General features: G+C 70.2%; 16 protein-coding genes. 1 reads left to right on the top strand and 15 read right to left on the bottom strand.

Features of this window, described 5'->3' with window-relative positions; all coding sequences use genetic code 11:
- Window positions 1-101 precede the first annotated feature (101 nt).
- From EDF40_RS11870 to uvrB, 11 genes are all read right to left on the bottom strand, one after another.
- The gene (locus EDF40_RS11870; protein ID WP_027465686.1) at window positions 102-470 is read right to left on the bottom strand and encodes an RNA polymerase-binding protein RbpA; all 369 of its coding nucleotides are present in this window, start codon (window positions 468-470) and stop codon (window positions 102-104) included.
- Window positions 471-473: 3 nt separating this feature from the next.
- Window positions 474-725, bottom strand: coding sequence for a preprotein translocase subunit SecG (secG, locus tag EDF40_RS11875; protein WP_017887256.1), 252 nt, complete (start codon window positions 723-725; stop codon window positions 474-476).
- 108 nt (window positions 726-833) lie between these two features.
- Complete coding sequence (gene tpiA / locus EDF40_RS11880) at window positions 834-1613, bottom strand: triose-phosphate isomerase (protein ID WP_111084168.1); 780 nt, start codon at window positions 1611-1613, stop codon at window positions 834-836.
- Window positions 1610-2827, bottom strand: a complete 1218-nt coding sequence (locus tag EDF40_RS11885) for a phosphoglycerate kinase (protein WP_123339679.1) — start codon at window positions 2825-2827, stop codon at window positions 1610-1612. Before EDF40_RS11885 ends, tpiA begins: the two co-directional genes overlap by 4 nt.
- A 3-nt stretch (window positions 2828-2830) precedes the next feature.
- A complete protein-coding gene (gene gap, locus EDF40_RS11890; protein ID WP_111083958.1) occupies window positions 2831-3835 on the bottom strand; it encodes a type I glyceraldehyde-3-phosphate dehydrogenase in 1005 nt (334 codons plus the stop codon).
- 280 nt (window positions 3836-4115) lie between these two features.
- The gene (whiA, locus tag EDF40_RS11895; RefSeq protein ID WP_111083957.1) at window positions 4116-5096 is read right to left on the bottom strand and encodes a DNA-binding protein WhiA; all 981 of its coding nucleotides are present in this window, start codon (window positions 5094-5096) and stop codon (window positions 4116-4118) included.
- A 75-nt stretch (window positions 5097-5171) separates the two neighbouring features.
- The gene (gene rapZ / locus EDF40_RS11900) at window positions 5172-6071 is read right to left on the bottom strand and encodes an RNase adapter RapZ (protein ID WP_111083956.1); all 900 of its coding nucleotides are present in this window, start codon (window positions 6069-6071) and stop codon (window positions 5172-5174) included.
- Window positions 6072-6174: 103 nt separating this feature from the next.
- On the bottom strand, window positions 6175-8259 hold the full coding sequence (uvrC, locus tag EDF40_RS11905) for an excinuclease ABC subunit UvrC (RefSeq protein WP_123339680.1): 2085 nt from the start codon (window positions 8257-8259) through the stop codon (window positions 6175-6177).
- Entirely contained in the window at window positions 8260-11286 is a 3027-nt protein-coding gene (gene uvrA, locus EDF40_RS11910) for an excinuclease ABC subunit UvrA (protein ID WP_260212682.1), read from the bottom strand.
- Window positions 11287-11335: 49 nt separating this feature from the next.
- The gene (locus EDF40_RS11915) at window positions 11336-12253 is read right to left on the bottom strand and encodes an SDR family NAD(P)-dependent oxidoreductase (RefSeq protein ID WP_123339681.1); all 918 of its coding nucleotides are present in this window, start codon (window positions 12251-12253) and stop codon (window positions 11336-11338) included.
- A complete protein-coding gene (gene uvrB / locus EDF40_RS11920; protein ID WP_123339895.1) occupies window positions 12243-14315 on the bottom strand; it encodes an excinuclease ABC subunit UvrB in 2073 nt (690 codons plus the stop codon). The genes EDF40_RS11915 and uvrB overlap by 11 nt, the downstream gene beginning before the upstream one ends.
- A gap of 193 nt (window positions 14316-14508) precedes the next feature.
- Between uvrB and EDF40_RS11925 the strand changes: the two genes are divergently transcribed.
- Window positions 14509-15837, top strand: coding sequence for an MFS transporter (locus EDF40_RS11925; RefSeq protein ID WP_123339682.1), 1329 nt, complete (start codon window positions 14509-14511; stop codon window positions 15835-15837).
- A 290-nt stretch (window positions 15838-16127) separates the two neighbouring features.
- Here EDF40_RS11925 and EDF40_RS11930 read toward each other — a convergent pair whose 3' ends face one another.
- The 4 genes from EDF40_RS11930 to coaE are packed head-to-tail and all read right to left on the bottom strand — an operon-like array spanning window position 16128 to window position 20512.
- Window positions 16128-17339, bottom strand: a complete 1212-nt coding sequence (locus EDF40_RS11930; RefSeq protein WP_123339683.1) for an acyltransferase — start codon at window positions 17337-17339, stop codon at window positions 16128-16130.
- Window positions 17336-18847: a class I adenylate-forming enzyme family protein gene (locus tag EDF40_RS11935; protein ID WP_123339684.1), complete on the bottom strand. Its 1512-nt coding sequence runs from the start codon at window positions 18845-18847 to the stop codon at window positions 17336-17338. The genes EDF40_RS11930 and EDF40_RS11935 overlap by 4 nt, the downstream gene beginning before the upstream one ends.
- Before the next feature lie 22 nt (window positions 18848-18869).
- Window positions 18870-19913, bottom strand: a complete 1044-nt coding sequence (locus tag EDF40_RS11940) for a BPSS1187 family protein (RefSeq protein ID WP_148053825.1) — start codon at window positions 19911-19913, stop codon at window positions 18870-18872.
- Complete coding sequence (gene coaE, locus EDF40_RS11945; RefSeq protein ID WP_123339686.1) at window positions 19910-20512, bottom strand: dephospho-CoA kinase; 603 nt, start codon at window positions 20510-20512, stop codon at window positions 19910-19912. Before coaE ends, EDF40_RS11940 begins: the two co-directional genes overlap by 4 nt.
- Window positions 20513-20548 lie beyond the last annotated feature (36 nt).

A 20548-nucleotide genomic window follows, 5' to 3' on the forward strand; every position in this document is an offset into this window, starting at 1 on the left:
TCGGCGGGACGCACGCGCCCTGTGGAGCCCAAGAACCCCCGCGACGCACGAAGGCCCCCACACCATCGCGGTGCGGGGGCCTTCGTCAATGTGTGTGGGCGCTACGCCTTCTTGGCCGCGGTCCCGCGACGCTCGCGGAGCTGCTGGAGCGCGTCCTCGAGGAGCTGCGCTGCCTCTTCCTCGGTGCGACGCTCCTTCACGTACGCGAGGTGCGTCTTGTAGGGCTCCGTCTTGGAGACCACGGGAGGGTTCTCCTTGTCGCGCCCGGCGGGGAGCCCGCTCGACGGCGAATCGACCGTCTCGGGGATCTCTTCGTCCGGGAGGTTCGCGGCGAAGTACCGCACGACCTCGTTGCCGAGGGCGTCCCAGTACGAGATCGCCACACGCTCGGCCTGGACCCCACGGTCCTGTTCGCCCATCGGTCCGGCGCCGACGCGGGACCCTCGGATTGCACTGCCTCCGCTAGCCATGGATCAGACCCCCGCCGTGAACTTGTTGATGAGACCGAGCACGATGATGGAGACGATCCAGACCAGACCGAGGATCACCGTGATGCGGTTGAGGTTGCGCTCGGCGACGCCGGACGCCCCGAGGTTGCTCGTCACGCCGCCACCGAACATGTCGGAGAGGCCGCCACCGCGGCCCTTGTGCAGGAGGATGAGGAGCGTGAGCAGGAGGCTCGTGATTGCGAGCAGGACCTGCAGCACGACGGAGAGTATCGCCACGACGTACCTTTCGTGTCAGTCAGCCGTACCAGTGTACCGGCCGCGCGAGGCACGGCCGGTACATGGACGGGAGTGGTGCGGACTACAGCCCGACGCCAGCAGGTGTGGCTACAGCCCGACGTGCTGGCGGAACCGGGCGATCGCCGCGAACTCCTGCACGTCGAGGGATGCGCCGCCGACGAGGGCGCCGTCGATGTCGGGCTCGCGGAGGAACCCGGCGATGTTGCCGGACTTGACCGAACCGCCGTACAGGACGCGCGTGTCGGCAGCGGCCTGGTCGCCCCAGGCAGCAGCGATGCCGCGACGGATCGCGGCGCACTCGTCCTGCGCCTGCTCGGCCGTGGCTGCCTGGCCGGAACCGATCGCCCAGACGGGCTCGTAGGCGACGACGATGTCGGACGGCTGCACGGCGTCGAGCACGACACGGAGCTGCTCGACCGGCACGACGCCGGCGCCGCGCTGTTCGCGCTGCTCACCGGTCTCGCCGACGCAGACGACCGGCACCAGGCCGTGCTTGACGGCCGCGGCGGTCTTGGCCGCGACGACCTCGTCGGTCTCACCGTGCAGCGTGCGCCGCTCGGAGTGTCCGACGATGACGTACTGCGCGTCGAGCGCCGACAGGAACGCGCCGGAGACGTCGCCGGTGTAGGCACCGGAGTCGTACTGCGACAGGTCCTGCGCACCGAAGTGGATCGGCAGCTTGTCGGCCGAGATGAGCGTCTGCACGCTCCGCAGGTCGGTGAAGGGCGGGAACACCGCAACCTCGACGTCGTCGAAGTCGTGGCGGGCGTCCTTCAGCGTCCACGCGAGCTTCTGGACCGTGGCGATGGCCTGGAGATGATCGAGATTCATCTTCCAGTTGCCGGCGATCAGCGGCGTGCGGGTCATGCGGACCACCCCAGTGCTTCGAGACCGGGAAGCGACTTGCCCTCGAGGAACTCGAGGCTCGCACCGCCACCGGTCGAGATGTGCCCGAACTGGTCGTCCGAGAAGCCGAGCGAGCGGACCGCAGCGGCGGAGTCGCCACCGCCGACCACACCGAGGCCGTCGACCTCGGTCAGGGCCTTGGCGACGGTCTTCGTGCCAGCGGCGAAGGCCGGGAACTCGAACACGCCCATCGGACCGTTCCAGAACACCGTCTTCGAGCCGGACACCGCCGACGCGAACCGTGCCGCCGTCTCCGGGCCGATGTCGAGGCCGATGCCGTCGGTGCCGAACGACGACGACTCGATCGCGTCGGCCGCCACCGTCTCGTGTGCCGCGTCGGCGGAGAACCCGGAGGCCACCACGACGTCGGTCGGCAGGTCGATCGTCACGCCGAGCTCCTCCGCCCGCGAGAGGTACTCGCGGACGACGTCGAGCTGGTCGGCTTCGAGCAGCGACTTCGCCACCCCGTGGCCCTGGGCCGCGAGGAAGGTGAAGAGCATGCCGCCGCCGATGCACAGCGTGTCGACCTTGGGCAGGATGTGGTCGATGACGCCGAGCTTGTCGCTGACCTTCGAGCCACCGAGCACGACCGTGTACGGTCGTTCCGGCGAGGCGGTCAGGCGCTCGAGCACCCGCAGTTCGGTCTCGATGAGCGAACCGGCTGCGCTGGGCAGCGCGGACGCGAGTTCGTAGACCGAGGCCTGCTTGCGGTGCACGACACCGAAGCCGTCGGAGACGAAGGCGTCACCGAGTGCCGCGATGCGGCCCGCGAACGCGGAGCGCGCGGCAGCGTCCTTCGAGGTCTCCTCCGGGTTGAACCGGAGGTTCTCGAGCAGCAGGACGTCACCGTCCTCGAGGGCCTCGGCGGCCGCGGTCGCCTCGTCGCCGACGGTCTCGCCGACGAACGTGACCTCTTTGCCGAGCAGCTCGGAGAGCCGCTGGCCGACCGGCGCGAGCGAGAACTCCGGCTTGGGTTCCCCGTCGGGTCGGCCCAGGTGGGAGATCACGATGACTCGCGCGCCGGCGGTGATGAGGGTGTTGAGGGTCGTCAGGGACGCCCGCACGCGGCCGTCGTCCGTGATCGTGCCGTCCTTGAGCGGGACGTTCAGGTCACAACGGACGACGACGCGCTTGCCGGCGAGGTCGCCGAGGTCCTCGAGGGTGCGGAGGGCCATGTGTTACAGACGCTCGCCGACGTACTCGGTCAGGTCGACGAGACGGTTCGAGTAGCCCCACTCGTTGTCGTACCACGAGGTGATCTTCACGAGACCGCCGATGACCTTGGTCAGGCCGGAGTCGTAGATCGAGGAGTGCGGGTCCGTCGTGATGTCGGTCGACACCAGCGGGTCCTCGCTGTAGAGCAGGATGCCCTTGAGCGGGCCCTCTGCAGCTTCCTTGTACGCGGCGTTGATCTCGTCGACGGTGACCTCGGACTTTGTCTCGAGGGTGAGGTCCGTGATCGAGCCGGTCGGGACCGGGACGCGGAGCGCGAAGCCGTCGAGCTTGCCGGCGAGCTCCGGCATGACCTGGCCGATGGCCTTGGCGGCACCGGTCGAGGTCGGGACGATGTTCAGCGCGGCCGCACGGGCACGACGGGGGTCCTTGTGCGGCCCGTCCTGCAGGTTCTGGTCGGCGGTGTAGGCGTGGATCGTGGTCATGAGGCCACGCTCGATGCCGAACTTGTCGTTGAACACCTTGGCCAGCGGCGCGAGGCTGTTCGTGGTGCAGGACGCGTTCGAGATGATGTTGTGGTTCGCCGGGTCGTACTGGTCCTCGTTCACGCCGAGGACGATGGTGACGTCGTCACCGGTGGCCGGGGCGGAGATGATGACCTTCTTGGCACCCGCGTCGATGTGCTTCTGCGCATCGGCGGCCTTGGTGAAGAAGCCGGTCGACTCGATGACGATGTCGACGCCCAGCTCGCCCCAGGGGAGGTTGGCGGGGTCGCGCTCCGCGAGGACCTTGATGGCCTTGCCGTCGACGACGATGTTGTCGCCGTCGAGCTCGACGGAGACGCCGAGACGACCCGTGATGGAGTCGAACTTCAGCAGGTTCGCCAGCGCGGCGTTGTCGGTGAGGTCGTTCACCGCCACGATCTCGAGGTCGGAGCCCTTCGCGAGGGCGGCCCGGAAGAAGTTGCGGCCGATACGGCCGAAGCCGTTGATACCGATCTTGACGGTCAATGGATCTCCTGGTGGGTGTGGAGCGCCCGAGGGGCGCTGCTTTCGGAGGGCGCTGGCCCTGTCGGGCCCGCGTGTGGTGGACGATACGCCCCGTAACGTCGCCGTAACGACCCTAGCAGTCGGACCCTGCCAGACCGTGCCGGATGACGGTCCGTCCGGACGGTCTCGCACGGTGTCCTGACGGGCGTCGGTGCGGCCCGCGAAGTCGACCACAGAACGGACGGGAGGCGCGGTGCCAGCTGGCACCGCGCCTCCCGTCATGCAGGTCGGACGACCCGTCTCAGACCCCCTCGAGCTCCTCGGGGACGCTCGCTTCCGTCCCGGGGATGCCGAGGTCGGACGCGCGCTTGTCGGCCATGGCGAGGAGTCGGCGGATGCGACCCGCGATGGCGTCCTTCGTCATGGGCGGGTCGGCGTGCTGGCCGAGCTCGTCGAGCGACGCGTCGCGGTGCTGCAGGCGCAGCGCGCCGGCGTACTGCAGGTGGTCGGGGACCTCGTCGCCGAGGATCTCGAGCGCGCGCTCGACGCGGGCGCAGGCGGCGACGGCGGCCTGCGCCGAGCGGCGGAGGTTGGCGTCGTCGAAGTTGACGAGGCGGTTCGCGGTCGCACGGACCTCGCGGCGCTGCCGCATCTCCTCCCAGTCGGCGGTGGTGCGGGCGGCGCCCATCACCGTGAGCATCTGACCGATGGCCTCGCCGTCGCGGATGACGACGCGGTGGACGCCACGGACCTCGCGGCCCTTCGCGGCGACGCCGAGACGCGACGCGGCACCGACGAGCGCCATGGCGGCCTCGTTGCCGGGGCACGTGACCTCGAGCGCTGCAGCCCGGCCCGGGTCGGTCAGGGTGCCGGAGGCGAGGAACGCACCGCGCCAGATCGCGGCGAGGTCCTCGCGGTTGCCCGTGGTGAGCCGGTTCGGCAGCCCGCGGACGGGACGGCGCCGGGCGTCCATCAGACCGGTCTGGCGTGCGAGGGTCTCCCCCGCCTCGAGCACGCGGACCAGGTAGCGGGTGCCACGACGGGACGACGCGGACGAGCCCACCGATGCCTCGCTGCGGACGCCGTACAGCTCGGCGAGGTCCTTGCGGACCCGGTGCACGATGATCCGGGTGTCGAGCTCCACCTCGACCGCGATGCGGCCCGAGATGACGTGCAGGCCACCCGCGAACCGGAGGATCGTGGCGAGTTCGGCGGCGCGGACCGTGTTGCGGTTCACGGCGACCCTGGCCAGTTCGTCCTTGACCTCGGCAGTCAACGGCACAGCATCATTCCTAACGTTCATCTGGTGGTCCCGCGATTCCGGCGGCACGTACGTGGGGAGCGGCCGGAGGGACGGTCACTCCCGGCCGAGATCTCGGTTCTTCACACGCACGGCGACGCCAGGCATCCCGCGGAGGAGGTTCGCCAACTCGGCGACGATGGCGACCGAGCGGTGCTTCCCGCCGGTACAGCCGATGGCGATCGTAGCGTGTCTTTTGTTCTCGCGCTGGTACCCCTCGAGCACCGGCTCGAGCACGGAGACGTACCGATCGACGAACGGACGGGCTCCGGCCTGGGCCAGGACGTAGTCCGAGACGGGCTGGTCGAGGCCCGTGTGGGCCCGGAGTTCCGGGACCCAGTAGGGGTTCGGCAGGAACCGGACGTCGGCCACCATGTCGGCGTCGGCGGGCAGTCCGTACTTGAACCCGAAGCTCATGAGCGTCACCTGAACACCCACGAAGTGATCGTCGGCGAACTGCTCGGTGACGGTGTTCGCGAGCTGGTGGATGTTGAGGTCCGAGGTGTCGATCACCATGTCGGATGCCTCGCGCAGCCCGGCCAACCGGGTCCGCTCGCGCGCGATGCCGTCGAGCAGGGTGTCCTCGCCCTGGAGCGGGTGGGGTCGTCGGACCTGCTCGAAGCGTCGCACCAGGACGGCGTCGGTGGCTTCGAGGAACAGCACCCGGACCCGTGCGGACGTGGTCGACCGCACCTGTTCGACCGCGTGCTCCGGGTCCGTGAAGAACCGTCCGCCGCGGACGTCGACGACCGTGGCGATCTTCGGGATCTTCTCGCCGGCGCGGTCGGCCAGTTCGGTGAGCGGTGCCAGCATCTGCGTCGGCAGGTTGTCGACGACGTACCAGCCGAGGTCTTCGAGGGCCTTGCCGACCGTCGAACGCCCGGCCCCGGACATGCCGGTGACGATGAGGATGTCGTGCTGCGACGCGTGCGCGGTCGCTGTGGCGCTGTCGGTCATCTGGGAGTGGGCTCCGTCGTGGCGGCCCGGGCGCGTCGCCCGGGGAGGTCTCGGCTGCGGGACCAGGGTATCGCCCGACAGGTGTCGGGAGGCACTGGATGCGTCACGTGGGCAGCTGCGGACCGTCGTGGGTCACGTCGGGGACCCGCACCGGGCCTCCTGGGAGCGGCGCAGTGTCCGCAGGGCCCGCGGGGTCCGCGGCGTCCGTCGGGTCCGTCCCGTCGTCCGGCGCGCTCGTCGGGCTCGCCGCACTGGTGGCCGGCGCGCTCGTCGGGGTCTGCTGCAGCTTCGTGACGACCGCAGCGGCCGTCGCCGGACCGACGCCGTTCACCTCGCTGATCTCGTCGGCCGTGGCCTCGCGCAGCCGTGCCACGGACCCGAAGTGCTTGAGCAGCGCGTTCACCCGCGACGGCCCGAGCCCGGGGATCTCCGACAGCCGGGACCGCACGTCGCGCTTGCGGCGGGTGCGCTGGTGCGTGATCGCGAACCGGTGCGCCTCGTCGCGGATGCGCTGGATGAGGAAGAGCGCCTCGGAGTTGCGCGGCATGATCACCGGGAAGTCGTCGTCGGGCAGCCAGAGCTCCTCGAGACGCTTCGCGATGCCGACCAGCGCGATGTCGTGCACCCCGGCTTCGTCCAGCGCACGCTTGGCGGCCTGCACCTGGGGTTGTCCGCCGTCGACGATGAGCAGTTGCGGGCGGTAGGCGAACCGCTTCGAGGGCTTGGAGCCCTCGACCACCTCGGCGCTCGTCACGTCGGGGACGTCCGGCAGGTCGGCGTCCTCGTCGAGGCGCGCCAGGCGCCGGCTGAGCACCTGGTACATGCTGTCGGTGTCGTCGGTGGTCTCGGCGATCGTGTAGCGGCGGTACTGGTCCTTGCGGGGCAGGCCGTCCTCGAACACCACCATCGACGCCACGACGTTCGTGCCCTGCAGGTGCGAGATGTCGTAGCACTCCATGCGGAGCGGGGCCTCGGTCATGCCGAGGGCGTCCTGGATGTCGGCGAGGGCCGCGGAGCGCGTCGTGTAGTCGGCGGACCGCTTCGTCTTGTAGAGCATCAGCGCCTGGGCGGCGTTCTGCGCGGCCGTGCGGGCCAGGCCTGCCCGGTCACCGCGTTGCGCCGTGCTGAGCTTCGTGCCGCGGCCGCCCCGTCGTTCGCTGAGCCATTGCTGCAACGCGTCGGCGTCCTCGGGCAGGGTCGGCACCACGACCTCGCGCGGGGGTTCCTCGGCGACGGCGGCCGGCGTGAGCTCGTTGTCGGCGTAGACGCCCTGCACGATCTGCTCGACCAGGTCACCGGTCGAGATGTCGAGCTCCTTGTCGACGACCCACCCGCGGACACCGCGGATGCGCCCGCCACGGACCGAGAACAGCTGGACGGCGGCGGCGAGTTCGTCCTCGGCGATGCCGAACAGGTCGAGGTCCACCGAGTCGCGGAGCACCACGGCGGACTTCTCGAGCACGGCCTCGAGCGCCTCGACCTGGTCGCGGAACTTCGCCGCCTGTTCGTACTGCATGGCGTCGGCCGAGGCGCCCATGCGCTGGCGCAGCTCGGTGATCACCCGGCGGTCGTAGCTGTTCATGAACCGCACGAACTCCTCGACGAGCGCACGGTGCTCCTCGATGGTGACGCGCTGCGAGCAGGGACCGCCGCACTTGCCGATCTGCCCGGGGAAGCAGGGCTTGCCCGTCTGCATCGCGCGCTTGTACGACGAGTCCGAGCAGGTGCGGATCGGGAACACCTTGATCATCAGGTCGATGGTGTCGTGCACCGCCCAGATCTTCGGGTACGGCCCGAAGTACTTCGCACCCTTGATCTTCCGGTTCCGCGTGACCATCACCCGTGGGGCTTCGTCCGCCATGGTGATCGCCATGTACGGGTACGACTTGTCGTCACGGAACTTGACGTTGAACGGCGGGTCGAACTCCTTGATCCAGGTGTACTCGAGCTGCAGTGCCTCGATCTCGGAGCCGACCGTCGTCCACTCGACGCTGCGGGCCGTCAGCACCATGCGCCGGGTGCGTTCGTGCAGCGTCGGCAGCGGTGCGAAGTAGTTGCTCAGCCGGGCGCGGAGGTTCTTCGCCTTGCCGACGTAGAGCACCCGGCCGGCCTCGTCACGCCAGCGGTAGACGCCCGGGTCGGTCGGGATCTCCCCCGCCTTCGGACGCCACGGAACGGTGTCCGCCACCTACCGTGCACCCGCCTTCTGCTTGGTCGACTTGCCCGGTCGGCTCGCCGTGCGGGCCTCCACCGCCTGCTGCTTGCCGACCCGGGCGTCCTGTGCGTCGAAGATCTCGCGCAGGAAGACGCCCGTGAAGCTCTCTGGCACGTCGGCCACGTGCTCCGGGGTGCCGGTGGCGAGCACCGTACCGCCGCCGGCGCCACCCTCCGGGCCCATGTCGATGACCCAGTCGGCCGACTTGATCACGTCGAGGTTGTGCTCGATCGTGATGACGGTGTTGCCCTTGTCGACCAGGCTCTGCAGCACCAGGAGCAGCTTGCGGACATCCTCGAAGTGCAGACCCGTCGTCGGCTCGTCGAGCACGTAGACGGTCCGGCCGTTCGAACGGCGCTGCAGCTCGGTGGCGAGCTTCACGCGCTGCGCCTCGCCGCCGGAGAGCGTGGTCGCGCTCTGGCCGAGACGGACGTACCCGAGGCCCACGTCGACGAGCGTCGCCATGTACCGGTGGATCGCGGAGATCGGCTCGAAGAACTCGGCCGCCTCGCTGATCGGCATGTCCAGGACCTCGGAGATGCTCTTGCCCTTGTAGTGGACCTGGAGCGTCTCGCGGTTGTAGCGCGCACCGCCGCAGACCTCGCACGCGACGTAGACGTCGGGCAGGAAGTTCATCTCGATCTTGATCGTGCCGTCGCCGGAGCAGTTCTCGCACCGGCCGCCCTTGACGTTGAAACTGAACCGACCGGGCTGGTAGCCGCGGGTCTTCGCCTCGGGTGTCTCGGCGAACAGCTGACGGATCCGATCGAACACGCCCGTGTAGGTCGCCGGGTTCGACCGCGGCGTGCGGCCGATCGGTGCCTGGTCGACGTGCACGACCTTGTCGAGCTGGTCGAGGCCCTTGACGCGGGTGTGCTTGCCGGCGATGTGCCGCGCACCGTTGAGCTGGTTCGCGAGCACCTTGTACAGGATGTCGTTGACCAGGGTGGACTTGCCCGACCCGCTCACGCCGGTGACGGCGGTGAACACCCCGAGCGGGAAGTCGGCGTCGATCGTCTTGAGGTTGTTCGCCCGTGCGCCCTGCACGCTGATGGTGCGCTTCAGGTTGACCTTGCGACGCTCGGCGGGGACCTCGATCGCACGACGACCGGCGAGGTAGTCGCCCGTCACCGACTCGCGGTTCGCGATGATGCCCTCGTACGAGCCCGAGTGCACGACGTTGCCGCCGTTGACGCCGGCCCCGGGGCCGATGTCGACGACCCAGTCGGCCGTGCGGATGGTGTCCTCGTCGTGCTCGACGACGATCAGCGTGTTGCCGAGGTCCTTGAGCTTGACCAGGGTGTCGATGAGGCGGCGGTTGTCGCGCTGGTGCAGCCCGATGCTCGGCTCGTCGAGCACGTACAGCACCCCGGTCAGGCCGGAGCCGATCTGCGTCGCGAGACGGATGCGCTGTGCTTCGCCACCGGAGAGCCCGCCGGCGCCGCGCGCCAGGGTCAGGTAGTTCAGGCCGACCTCGAGCAGGAACTCGAGGCGCGCCCGGATCTCGCGCAGGACCGCCGCGGCGATGTGCGCTTCGCGGTCGGTGAGCGTCAGGGTGTCCATGAACGCGTACGCGTTGTCGAGGGACATGTCGGTCACGTCGGCGATGCTGCGGCCGTCGACCGTGACCGCCAGGACCTCGGGCTTGAGGCGTGTTCCCTCGCACACCGGGCACGGGACCTCGCGCAGGTAGCCCTGGAAGCGCTGGCGCTGCGAGTCCGACTCGGCCTCGGCGAACTTCCGCTCGATGTAGGGCATGACGCCCTCGAACCCGCTGGTGTAGCGCATCTCGCGGCCGAACCGGTTGCGCCAGGACACCGACACCTGGAAGTCCTTGCCCGTCAGGATCGCGGCCTGCACCGAGGCGTCGAGCTGGCTCCACGGGGTGTCGAGCGTGAACCCGAGGTCCTTGCCGAGGCCGGCGAGGAGCTTCTCGAAGTACGAGTACAGCCCGCTCGCGCCGGTCCAGGGCAGCAGGACGCCGTCGCGCAGCGAGGCATCGGGGTCGCCGAGCACCAGGTCCGGGTCCACCGACATGCGCGTGCCGAGCCCGGAGCACTCCGGGCAGGCACCGAACGGCGCGTTGAACGAGAACGTGCGGGGCTCGATCTCGGTCAGCGCGAGCGGGTGGTTGTTCGGGCACGACAGGTTCTCAGAGTAGGTGCGCACCGCACCGGGACCGTCGTGGTCGACCAGGTCGATGCCGACGGTGCCACCGGTCAGGCGCAGTGCCGTCTCGAGCGAGTCGGTGAGCCGACCGAGGATGTCCTCGTTCGACACCAGACGGTCGACGATCACCGAGATGTCGTGCTTGACCTGCTTCTTGAGCTTCGGCGGGTCGCTGAGCTGGATGCGCTCACCGTCGACGATCGCGCGGGCGTAGCCGGACGCCGCGAGTTCCTGGAAGAGGTCGACGAACTCGCCCTTCTTCTTGGAGATCACCGGCGCGAGCACCTGGAAGCGCGTACCGGACTCGAACTCCATGAGCTGGTCGGCGATCTGCTGCACGGTCTGCTTGCTGATGACCTCGCCGCACGTCGGGCAGTGCGGCACCCCGATGCGCGCCCAGAGCAGACGCATGTAGTCGTAGACCTCGGTGATCGTGCCCACCGTCGACCGCGGGTTGCGGTTCGTCGACTTCTGGTCGATCGACACCGCGGGCGACAGCCCTTCGATGAAGTCGACGTCGGGCCGGTCGACCTGGCCGAGGAACTGCCGCGCGTAGGCGGACAGGGACTCGACGTAGCGTCGTTGCCCCTCGGCGAAGATCGTGTCGAAGGCCAGCGACGACTTGCCGGATCCGGACAGGCCGGTGAACACCACGAGGGAGTCACGGGGGATCTCGAGGTCGACGTTCCGGAGGTTGTGCACCCGGGCCCCGCGGACGCTGAGCGTCGAGGAGCCGGTCGGGACGGTCACGCCGGGGAGGTGGGGGTCGGTCGGCTCGCCGAAGGCGTTCCGGCCCGAGGTCGCGGTGCCGCGGTCAGAGGTGATTGTCATCGCCGTCGATTCTACGAAAGGGGTCCGACATCCGCCCGCGAGTCGGTGGTCAGACGAGTGCGTCGAGAGCGAACGCGACCCCGGAACGACGCTCGCTGGCCGTCCAGAGCCGAGCGGCGGCGGTCCGGTCGTGGGCGCGCGGCTCGGCACGGACCACGGCTGCGGGTCCGCGCAGCTGCATCCACCCGGCCGGGCCCCAGTACTCCCCCGAGCGCACGTCCGCGGCGACCGCAGCGTGCACGAGGGGCTCGGCACCGGCGTCCTTGCCCTGGGCGTACAGCCGCTGCGCCGGACGGGTCCACGCGGGTTCCGGGCGGGACGGCGCGACGTCCGGGCGCTCCGGCGAGAGCGCGTCGAGCGACAGCCCGGGGTGCGCGACCACGCTGGCGACGGACGAGCCCGCATCCGCCAACCGCTGGGCGAGTTCGAAGCCGAACAGCATCACTGCGAGCTTGCTGCGGCCGTACTGCCGGTAGCTGGAGTAGTGGCCGACGCGGAACGGGTCACCCGTGTCGAGCCTGGCCCACCGGTGTGCGATCGACCCGAGGTGCACGACGCGACCGCCACGCTGTTCGAGCAGCGGCATCGTCAGCGCCGTCCAGGCGAAGTGTCCCAGGTGGTTCGTGCCGATCTGCAGCTCGGTGCCCTGTGCAGTGGTGCTCGGGGTCGAGGCCCCGACGACACCGGCGTTGTTCACGATCGCGTCGACGCCGTCCGGTTCGAGGGCCGCGAGCTCGTCGGCGGCGGCACGGACGGAGTCGAGGTCGGCGAGGTCGAGGTGCACGTGCGCCAACGAGGCTCCGTTCACGTGCCGGCGAATGCTCCGTTCCGCCGCTGCGGCCCGACCGCGGTCGCGAGTCGCGAGCACGACCCGGTGCCCCGACGCGGCGAGCTGCTCGGCCGCGTGGTACCCGAGGCCCGCGCTCGCCCCGGTGACGACGACCGTGCGGCGACCGTCAGCTGACATGCCCGGCCGACTCCATCTGCCGCAGCGCCTTCTTCAGGTCCTGCACCTCGTCACGGAGTCGCGCGGCGAGCTCGAACTTCAGCTCGGCCGCGGCCTGCAGCATCTGGTCGTTCAGGTCGCCGATCGTCGCCTCGAGCTGGGTCGCGCCCTCGCCCGCGATGCCGCCCCGCTTCAGGTTCGGCGTGGGCGAGCGGCGGCCATCGACGCCGGGACGGCCCTGCAACAGCGCCTTGGTGTCGTCGTTCTCGCGCTGCAGCACCTCGGTGATGTCGGCGATCTTCTTGCGGAGCGGCTGTGGGTCGATGCCGCGCTCCAGGTTGTACGCGACCTGCTTCTCGCGACGACGATCGGTCTCCTCGATCGCGGTCTTCATCGAGTCGGTCATCTTGTCGGCGTACATGAGCACCTGGCCCGACACGTTGCGGGCTGCTCGACCGATCGTCTGGATGAGCGACGTGGACGACCGCAGGAAGCCTTCCTTGTCGGCGTCGAGGATGGCCACCAGGGACACCTCGGGCAGGTCGAGGCCTTCTCGCAGCAGGTTGATGCCGACGAGCACGTCGTAGACGCCCTGTCGCAGTTCGGTCAGGAGCTCGACGCGCTTGAGCGTGTCGACGTCGGAATGCAGGTACCGCACCCGCACACCGGCGTTGCCGAGGAAGTCGGTCAACTCTTCCGCCATGCGCTTCGTCAGCGTCGTGACGAGCACGCGCTCGTCCTTGTCGACGCGCTGCTTGATCTCCTCGAGCAGGTCGTCGATCTGGCCGTCGCTCGGCTTCACCACGATCTCGGGGTCGACCAGGCCGGTCGGGCGGATGATCTGCTCGACGACGCTGTCCGTGATGCCGAGCTCGTACCGACCGGGCGTCGCCGACAGGAAGACCTTCTGCCCGACGCGGTCGAGGAACTCCTCGAACCGCAGCGGACGGTTGTCGAGGGCGCTCGGCAGCCGGAACCCGTGGTCGACCAGGGTGCGCTTGCGCGAGGCGTCGCCCTCGTACATCGCGCCGATCTGCGGCACCGTGACGTGCGACTCGTCGATGACGATGAGGAAGTCGTCGGGGAAGTAGTCGATGAGGCAGTGCGGTGCCTCGCCCGCGACGCGGCCGTCCATGTGCCGCGAGTAGTTCTCGATGCCCGAGCAGAAGCCGATCTGCTCCATCATCTCGATGTCGAACGTGGTGCGCATGCGGAGCCGCTGGGCCTCGAGCAGCTTGCCCTGCCCCTCGAGCTCGGCCAGGCGCTCGGCGAGCTCCGCCTTGATGTCGACGATGGCGCGGTGCATGACGTCGGTGTCGGCGACGTAGTGCGACGCCGGGAAGATCGACACGGCGGGCAGGTCGTCGATCACGTTGCCCGTCAGCGGGTGCAGAGACGAGAGCGCTTCGACCTCGTCGCCGAACATCTCGATCCGGATGGCGTGCTCTTCGTACATCGGGATGATCTCGATGGTGTCGCCGCGCACGCGGAAGGTACCGCGGGCGAAGTCGACGTCGTTGCGCTGGTACTGCATCGAGACGAACTTGCGCACGAGCTGGTCGCGCGAGATCGTCTGCCCGACGTGCAGTGCCACCGAGGCGTTCATGTACTGCTCGGGTGTCCCGAGGCCGTAGATGCAGGACACCGTCGACACCACGACGACGTCGCGCCGACTGAGCAGCGAGTTGGTCGTCGAGTGCCGGAGCCGCTCGACCTCGGCGTTGACCGAGGAGTCCTTCTCGATGAAGGTGTCCGTCTGCGGGACGTACGCCTCGGGCTGGTAGTAGTCGTAGTAGGACACGAAGTACTCGACCGCGTTGTTCGGCATCAGACTGCGGAACTCGTTCGCCAACTGCGCGGCGAGGGTCTTGTTGTGCGCGAGCACGAGCGTCGGCCGCTGCACCTGCTCGATGAGCCACGCGGTCGTCGCCGACTTGCCCGTACCGGTCGCACCGAGCAGCACGACGTCGGTCTCACCGGCGTTGATGCGCCCAGCGAGCTCGGCGATGGCCGCTGGCTGGTCGCCACTCGGCGTGTACTCGCTGATGACCTCGAACGGACGTACCGCTCGGGTCGGTTCGATCGCAACACCCATGCCCGCAACGGTAGTCGGCACCCCTGACACCGGCGCCCCTGCTCGCCCTGGGCGTATCGTCCTCGCCAAGCAGCCTCCAAGTCCGCTGATAACCAGCGGGCATAGCGTCCGGTCCGTTCAGCAACCCGATCGCTCCGCACGTCCCCGACGAGCCAGCACGAGCCACACCCGAAGAGGCCCCATGACGACGGCGACCCCCGCCGCACCGACGAAGGGCACCCCGTTCCGCGGTCGCATCCGCGGACGAGTGCTCCTCCTGCTCTGTTTCATGTACGCGATCTCGTACATCGACCGGACGAACATCTCGACGGCGCTGCCGCACATCACCGAGGAGTTCGGCTTCAACGAGGCCACCGCGGGTCTGATCGTGTCCGCGTTCTCACTGCCGTACGCGCTGCTGCAGGTCTTCGGCGGCACGATCAGCGAGAAGTTCGGACCGCGCAAGGCCCTCTTCGTCATCACCGTGGTGTGGGGCGTCGCGACACTGTGGACCGGCTTCGCCGTCGGCTTCTGGACCCTGTTCGCGGCCCGGGCGCTCCTCGGGCTCAGCGAGGCCGCGGCGTTCCCGACCGCGACCCAGGCCATGACCCGCTGGATCCCCCGCGACCGCAACGGATTCGCGCAGGGCGTGGTGCACTCCGCGGCCCGGCTCGGGAACGCGCTGGCCCCGTTGCTCGTCGCCTGGGTGATCGGTTCGACGGGCAGCTGGCGGTGGGCGTTCTTCGCCACGGCGGTCCTGTCCTTCGCCTGGGGAATCGTGTGGTTCGTCTGGTTCCGCGACAAGCCCGAGTCCACGAAGGGCATCACGCAGGTCGAGATCGACGAGCTCCCACCCGTCGAGACCCGTGCGACCCGTCCGCCGGTGCCGTGGCGGCAGATGGCGCGGCAGATCCTGCCGGTGACCTTCGTCGACTTCGGCTACGGCTGGACCCTCTGGGTGTTCCTCACGTGGCTGCCGACGTTCCTCAGCTCGACCTACGGGCTCGAGATCGGCGACTTCGCGCTGTTCACCACGCTCATCCTGCTCGCCGGCGTCGTCGGGGACACGGTCGGCGGCATGCTCAGCGACCGGATCATCCACCGCGGCGGCAACACCCGGAACGCCCGCCGGACCGTCCTGGTGATCGGACTCGGCGGGTCGCTCGTCTGCCTCATCCCGCTCGTCATCGGGCAGGGCCTGCTCGTCGCGACGATCTCGCTCGCGCTGTCGTTCTTCTTCCTGGAGCTCTGCAACGCGAACCTCTGGGCGATCCCGATGGACGTCGCCCCGCAGTGGTCCGGCACCGCGTCCGGCTTCATGAACACCGGCTTCGGCATCGCCGGCGTCGTCTCCCCGATCGTCTTCGGGCTGCTCATCGACGCGTCCGGCTGGCAGCTGCCGTTCGCCCTGTCGTGCGTGCTGCTCGGCGCCGCGGCGGTCGTCGCGTGGTTCATGAAGCCGCAGCGGCTCACGTCGACGAACGGCGTCCTCGAGGTCGGCACCCCCGCCGCCGAGCAGCGAGCCGCCTGACCCGCGACGCGCGCCGTCAGCGGCACGCCGTGCCGAATCGGGCGTACCTGGTCGAGAGGAACGACCAGGTACGCCCGATTCCGCTGGCCGCAACGGGACCCGCCGGGCGCGTGCGCGGCCCTGGTGGTCCCCGACCGCCGGACGGGAGGCCCGGGTCCGGCCCGACCCGCGCCTCCCGTCCGCCGCGCAGCGCGTCCACCGCCGCGCAGCGCATCCGCCGCCGCGCACAGCGAGCAGGAACGGGCGTACCTGGTTGGAAGAACCGACCAGGTACGCCCGGAACGGACAGGTCAGCGCCGGGTGGCGCGCGCCTGACGCTGGGCGCGGGACGCGAGCGACGGCCGGCCGGTGAGCGGCACGCTCAGCGGAGTCCACCGGAACGCCTCGGTGACCGCCACGGACAGCACCACCACGAGCAGGTACGTGACGAGCGTCAGCCACGGCCGCGGCACCACGGCCTCGAGCCAGCTGTCGCCGTACAGCAGGATCCAGATCAGGAACGGGTGGCTCAGGAAGATCCCGAACGACCGGTCCGAGGCGTAGTCGACGAAGCGCGCGACCGGGCTGCCGGGGCGCCGACGATCCGCCCAGCGCGCACCGATCGCCAGGAAGCCGACGAAGACCGCGGTGCTCCACACGGCCTGGATCGGTTGCAGTGGCGTTCCGGCGGCGTAGAGCGACTGGCCGAGGGCGACCTGGAGCGCCCAGACGCCGAGCGTCAGCGCGCCGACGCCGGCGAACGCCCAGAGCACGGCCCGGCGGTGCACCCGGATGAACCGGAGGAACGCGTCGGCGTGGTCGGCGGCGATCGCCCCGGAGACGATGAAGAACACGTACGAGAAGAAGAACTGCTTCTGGTACCCGTGCAGCCAGGCGTCGCTCGCCGGGAAGTACTTGTACCCGGCGAACACGACGAGCTGCACCACCAGCGCCACGACGAGCGTCGTGACGTGGTGCCCGCGGGTCTTCCGGACCAGCCACACGATGACCGGCAGCAGCAGGTACACCTGCATGGTCACGAGCAGGAAGTACAGGTGGTACCAGGACGAGCCGGTGACGATGCCCTCGGCGAGAGTGCGCACCAGGTCGGGCACGTCGCCCCGACGGGTGCTGCTGAGGAGCCAGCTCGAACCGACGTACACGAACGACCACGCCAGGTACGGCACCCCGACGAGCAGGAACCGCTTCGGCCAGAACTGCGCCATCGGCCGCGGTCGCAACGTGTAGCTGTAGACGAGCACGAACGCCGTCAGCGAGAAGAAGACGAGCCGGGTGAAGTGCAGCAGGGCGAGCAGCGCGTTCAGGCCGACGTCGTCGGACGCGGCGGTGTGGCTCGTGGTGTGCACGCCGATGACGCAGGCGAAGGTGAGGATCCGGAGGACGTCGACCTCGTACAGGTGGCGAGGCTTGCCCGCCGCGGTGCGGGTCGGGGTCTGGACCTGTGGCTGTGGCTGCGGCTGGGCCTGCGGCTGCGACTGCGACTGCGGCTGGGCGCCGGTCACGACGGCTGCGCCATCGTCCGCACCTTCGCCCGCTGCACCTTGCCGGTGGGCGCGCGCGGCAGGTCGGGGACCACGATGATCTCGACGGGGCGGCGGAAGCGGGTCAGGTGGGCCTCGGCGCGCGCGGTCAGGTCGGCGACGAGCACGGCGGCGTCGGCTTCGTCGGCTTCGTCGGCTTCGCCCTGCTGCAGGATCACGTACGCCACCGGGACAGCCCCGAGCACGTCGTCCGGCCGCCCGACCACGACGGCCTCGAGCACCCGGGGGTCGCCGAGCAGGACGTCCTCGACCTCGGAGGGGTACACCTTCTCGCCGCCGCGGTTGATGACGTCGTCGGAGCGTCCGGCGAGCGAGACCCAGCCGTCTGCAGCGACGGACCCCACGTCGCCCGTGCTCAGCCAGCCGTCGGCGTCGAAGCGGTCCGCCGCGCGCCCGAACAGGTAGCGCCCGACGATCCCCGGGCCGCGCACCCACAGCGCACCGACCTCGTCGGCGGGCAGGGCGGCGCCGTCCTCGCCGCGTGCCTGCACCTCGGACCCGACGGGCACGCCGACGGTCCCGGGACGAGCGGGCGCGTCGAGCGGCGTCGCGGTGATCTGCGACGCACCTTCGGTCATCCCCCAGCTCACGACGAGCGGGACGTCCCCGAGTGCCGTGCGCACCGGGTCGGGCAGCGGTGCCGAAGCACTCCGGACGAACCGGAGGCCCTCCGGGAAGTCCAGCGGCCCGGTCTTCGCGAGCACGGCGAGGATCGCCGGCACCGCGTTCAGCCAGGTGATGCGCCGCTCGGCGAGCAGTTCCCAGAACCCGGTCCGCCGGAAGCGCACGTCGAGCACGAGCGTCGCCCCGGCGACGAGCGTCGCCAGCAGGCCGACGACCTCGGCGTTGACGTGGAACAGCGGCAGCGAGTTGAACCCGCGGTCGCGGCCGGTCAACCCGTTGTGCCGCGCGACCGCCCGCGCGACGAACAGCAGTTGCGACTCCGGCAGCTCGACGCCCTTCGGAGCGCCGGTCGACCCGGAGGTGAAGAGCACCACGGACCCCTCGCCCGGTGCGTCCGGGCTCTGCGTGGGCACGTCACCGTCACGGACGGCGGCCGGGAGGAACGTGGCCGCGTCGATCCCGCTGGCGGGCACTCCGGGGCCGGTCCCGTCCACGGCGCGGTCCGACACCACGATCGAGGCCCCGCCGATCAGGTCGGCGAGACGGGCCGGCTCGGTCGCCGGCTGTCCGGTGTCCACCGGGACGGCACGGCGCCCGGTCGCCACGGCGGTCAGGTGCACCACGGCGAACGCGAGGGGGTCGCCGACGTCGACGAGGACGGCTCCGGACGCGGGGACGCCGATCGCGTCGAACGTCGCGGACCAGGCGGTCACGGCGTCCTCGAGCGCTCGGTAGGTCAGGACGCGCGCGGAACGGGCGTCCTCCAGGTAGGGGCGCTCGGGGCTCTCCGCCGCGCGGTCGCGGATGAGCGAGCGCAGGTCGGGTTCTCCGTCGACGGGCTGCACCAGCAGAGGCTATTGCGCGAGCCTATGAGCCGTCAGAGGGGAACCGGTGCAGCATCCACTGCCAGAGCGCGGTCATCCGGGGGTCCCCGTCCGGTCCGAGCGGCGTGGAGTCCTTGATGATGAACGAGTGCGCCTTCCCCCGGCCCCGGACGTCGGTCAGGATCGCGTGCGGGTCCGCGCCGGCGAGCGGTGGATCGGTGTCCGTCCGGAAGGGGCCGTCGACGCCGTCGAGCCCGAGGACCCGCCACGACCCGGTGATCCGCGGGCCGAAGGTGTCGCGGACGTCGTCGACGGCGTACATCCGGGCGACGGGGGTCTTGCCGGGACGGTCCATCCAGGCCGCGTGCGACGGACCCCGCGACTCGACGGGCGACGAGAACATCAGCGCGCCGCGCACCGACCGGATGTGCGCGATGTACGCCGCCTCGCCGCCGCCCTGGGAGTGTCCGGCCACGACGATGTCCTGCCAGGCGATGTCGTCGTCGCCCTGCACGAAGCGGCCCCACCCGCCGTCAGGGTCGTGGTCGTCGAGGTAGGCCACCGCGTCACGGAACCGCGACACGATCGACCCGGCGGGCGTCACCGAACTGAAATCGGACTGACGGGTGCCGTCGAACCGGTTGCGCTGCACCATGCCGTAGCAGCGGGCGTCGGCCTCGCAGGTGCCGGACAGGGTGCGACCGAGGTTCCAGTAGTCCAGCCCGAGCACGTGGTACCCGTCCGCCAGGGCCTGCCCGAGGAACCGCTGGTACTCCGCCGGCCGCGACCGCGTCGCGGGCAGGAACAGCAGCAGGGGACCGCCGGCCGCGGTGCGGGCGGCGAAGTCGTCGCGGTTCGGGGTGAGCCGTTCGCCGTTGACGGTACCGAGCCGGAACCGGTGGAACTCCCCCTCAGGTCCGCGCTCGTCGCCCGATGGCGGCGCGGCGGCGTGCGATCGGTCGATCGTCGGGACGCGTCCGTCGTCCTCGATGCGCTGCGCACCGACGAGGTTCGCCGCGAACAGCGCTCCGCCGCCGATCGCGACGAGCACGATCGCGGCGAGGACGAGCAGCAACCGGTGCTTCACGAGGTGATCCGCGACCACACCTCGTCGGCCGACCGGATCGTCTGGTCGAGTGTGCCCGTCGCGTCGACGACGTGGTCGGCGAGGGCGAGACGGTCGGCGTCGCTCGCCTGTGCGGCGACTCGGCGCTCGGCCTCGTCGCGGGCCATCGCACGGTGTTCGACCAGCCGCTCGATGCGTTGCGCGGCAGGGGCGTCGACGACCACGACCGCATCGAACCGGAGCGGGCGGGATCCGCGGGCCTCGGCGAGCAGCGGCACGTCGTACACGATGACGGCGTCCGGGTCGGCGGCCTCGGCCGCGTCGAAGGCACGCTGGGCGAGCCGCCAGACCTCGGGGTGGGTGATCGCCTCGAGGTCCTTGCGTGCCGCCGGGTCGGAGAACACGATCGCGCCGAGCGCGGGACGGTCGAGCGAGCCGTCGGCCGCGATCACCGAGGAGCCGAACCGCTCGGCGACCTGCGCGAGCCCGGGGCTGCCGGGTGCGACGGCGTCCCGTGCCAGCCGGTCGGCATCGACGACGATGCCGCCATGCTCCGCCCAACGCTTGGAGACCGTCGACTTGCCCGCGGCGATGCCGCCCGTGAGACCGATGATGCGCACTGCGACAGGCTAACGACCCGCAGCGTGGAAACGCCG

Origin of the sequence: Curtobacterium sp. PhB170 (assembly GCF_003752345.1) — a bacterium.
Lineage (GTDB): Bacteria > Actinomycetota > Actinomycetes > Actinomycetales > Microbacteriaceae > Curtobacterium.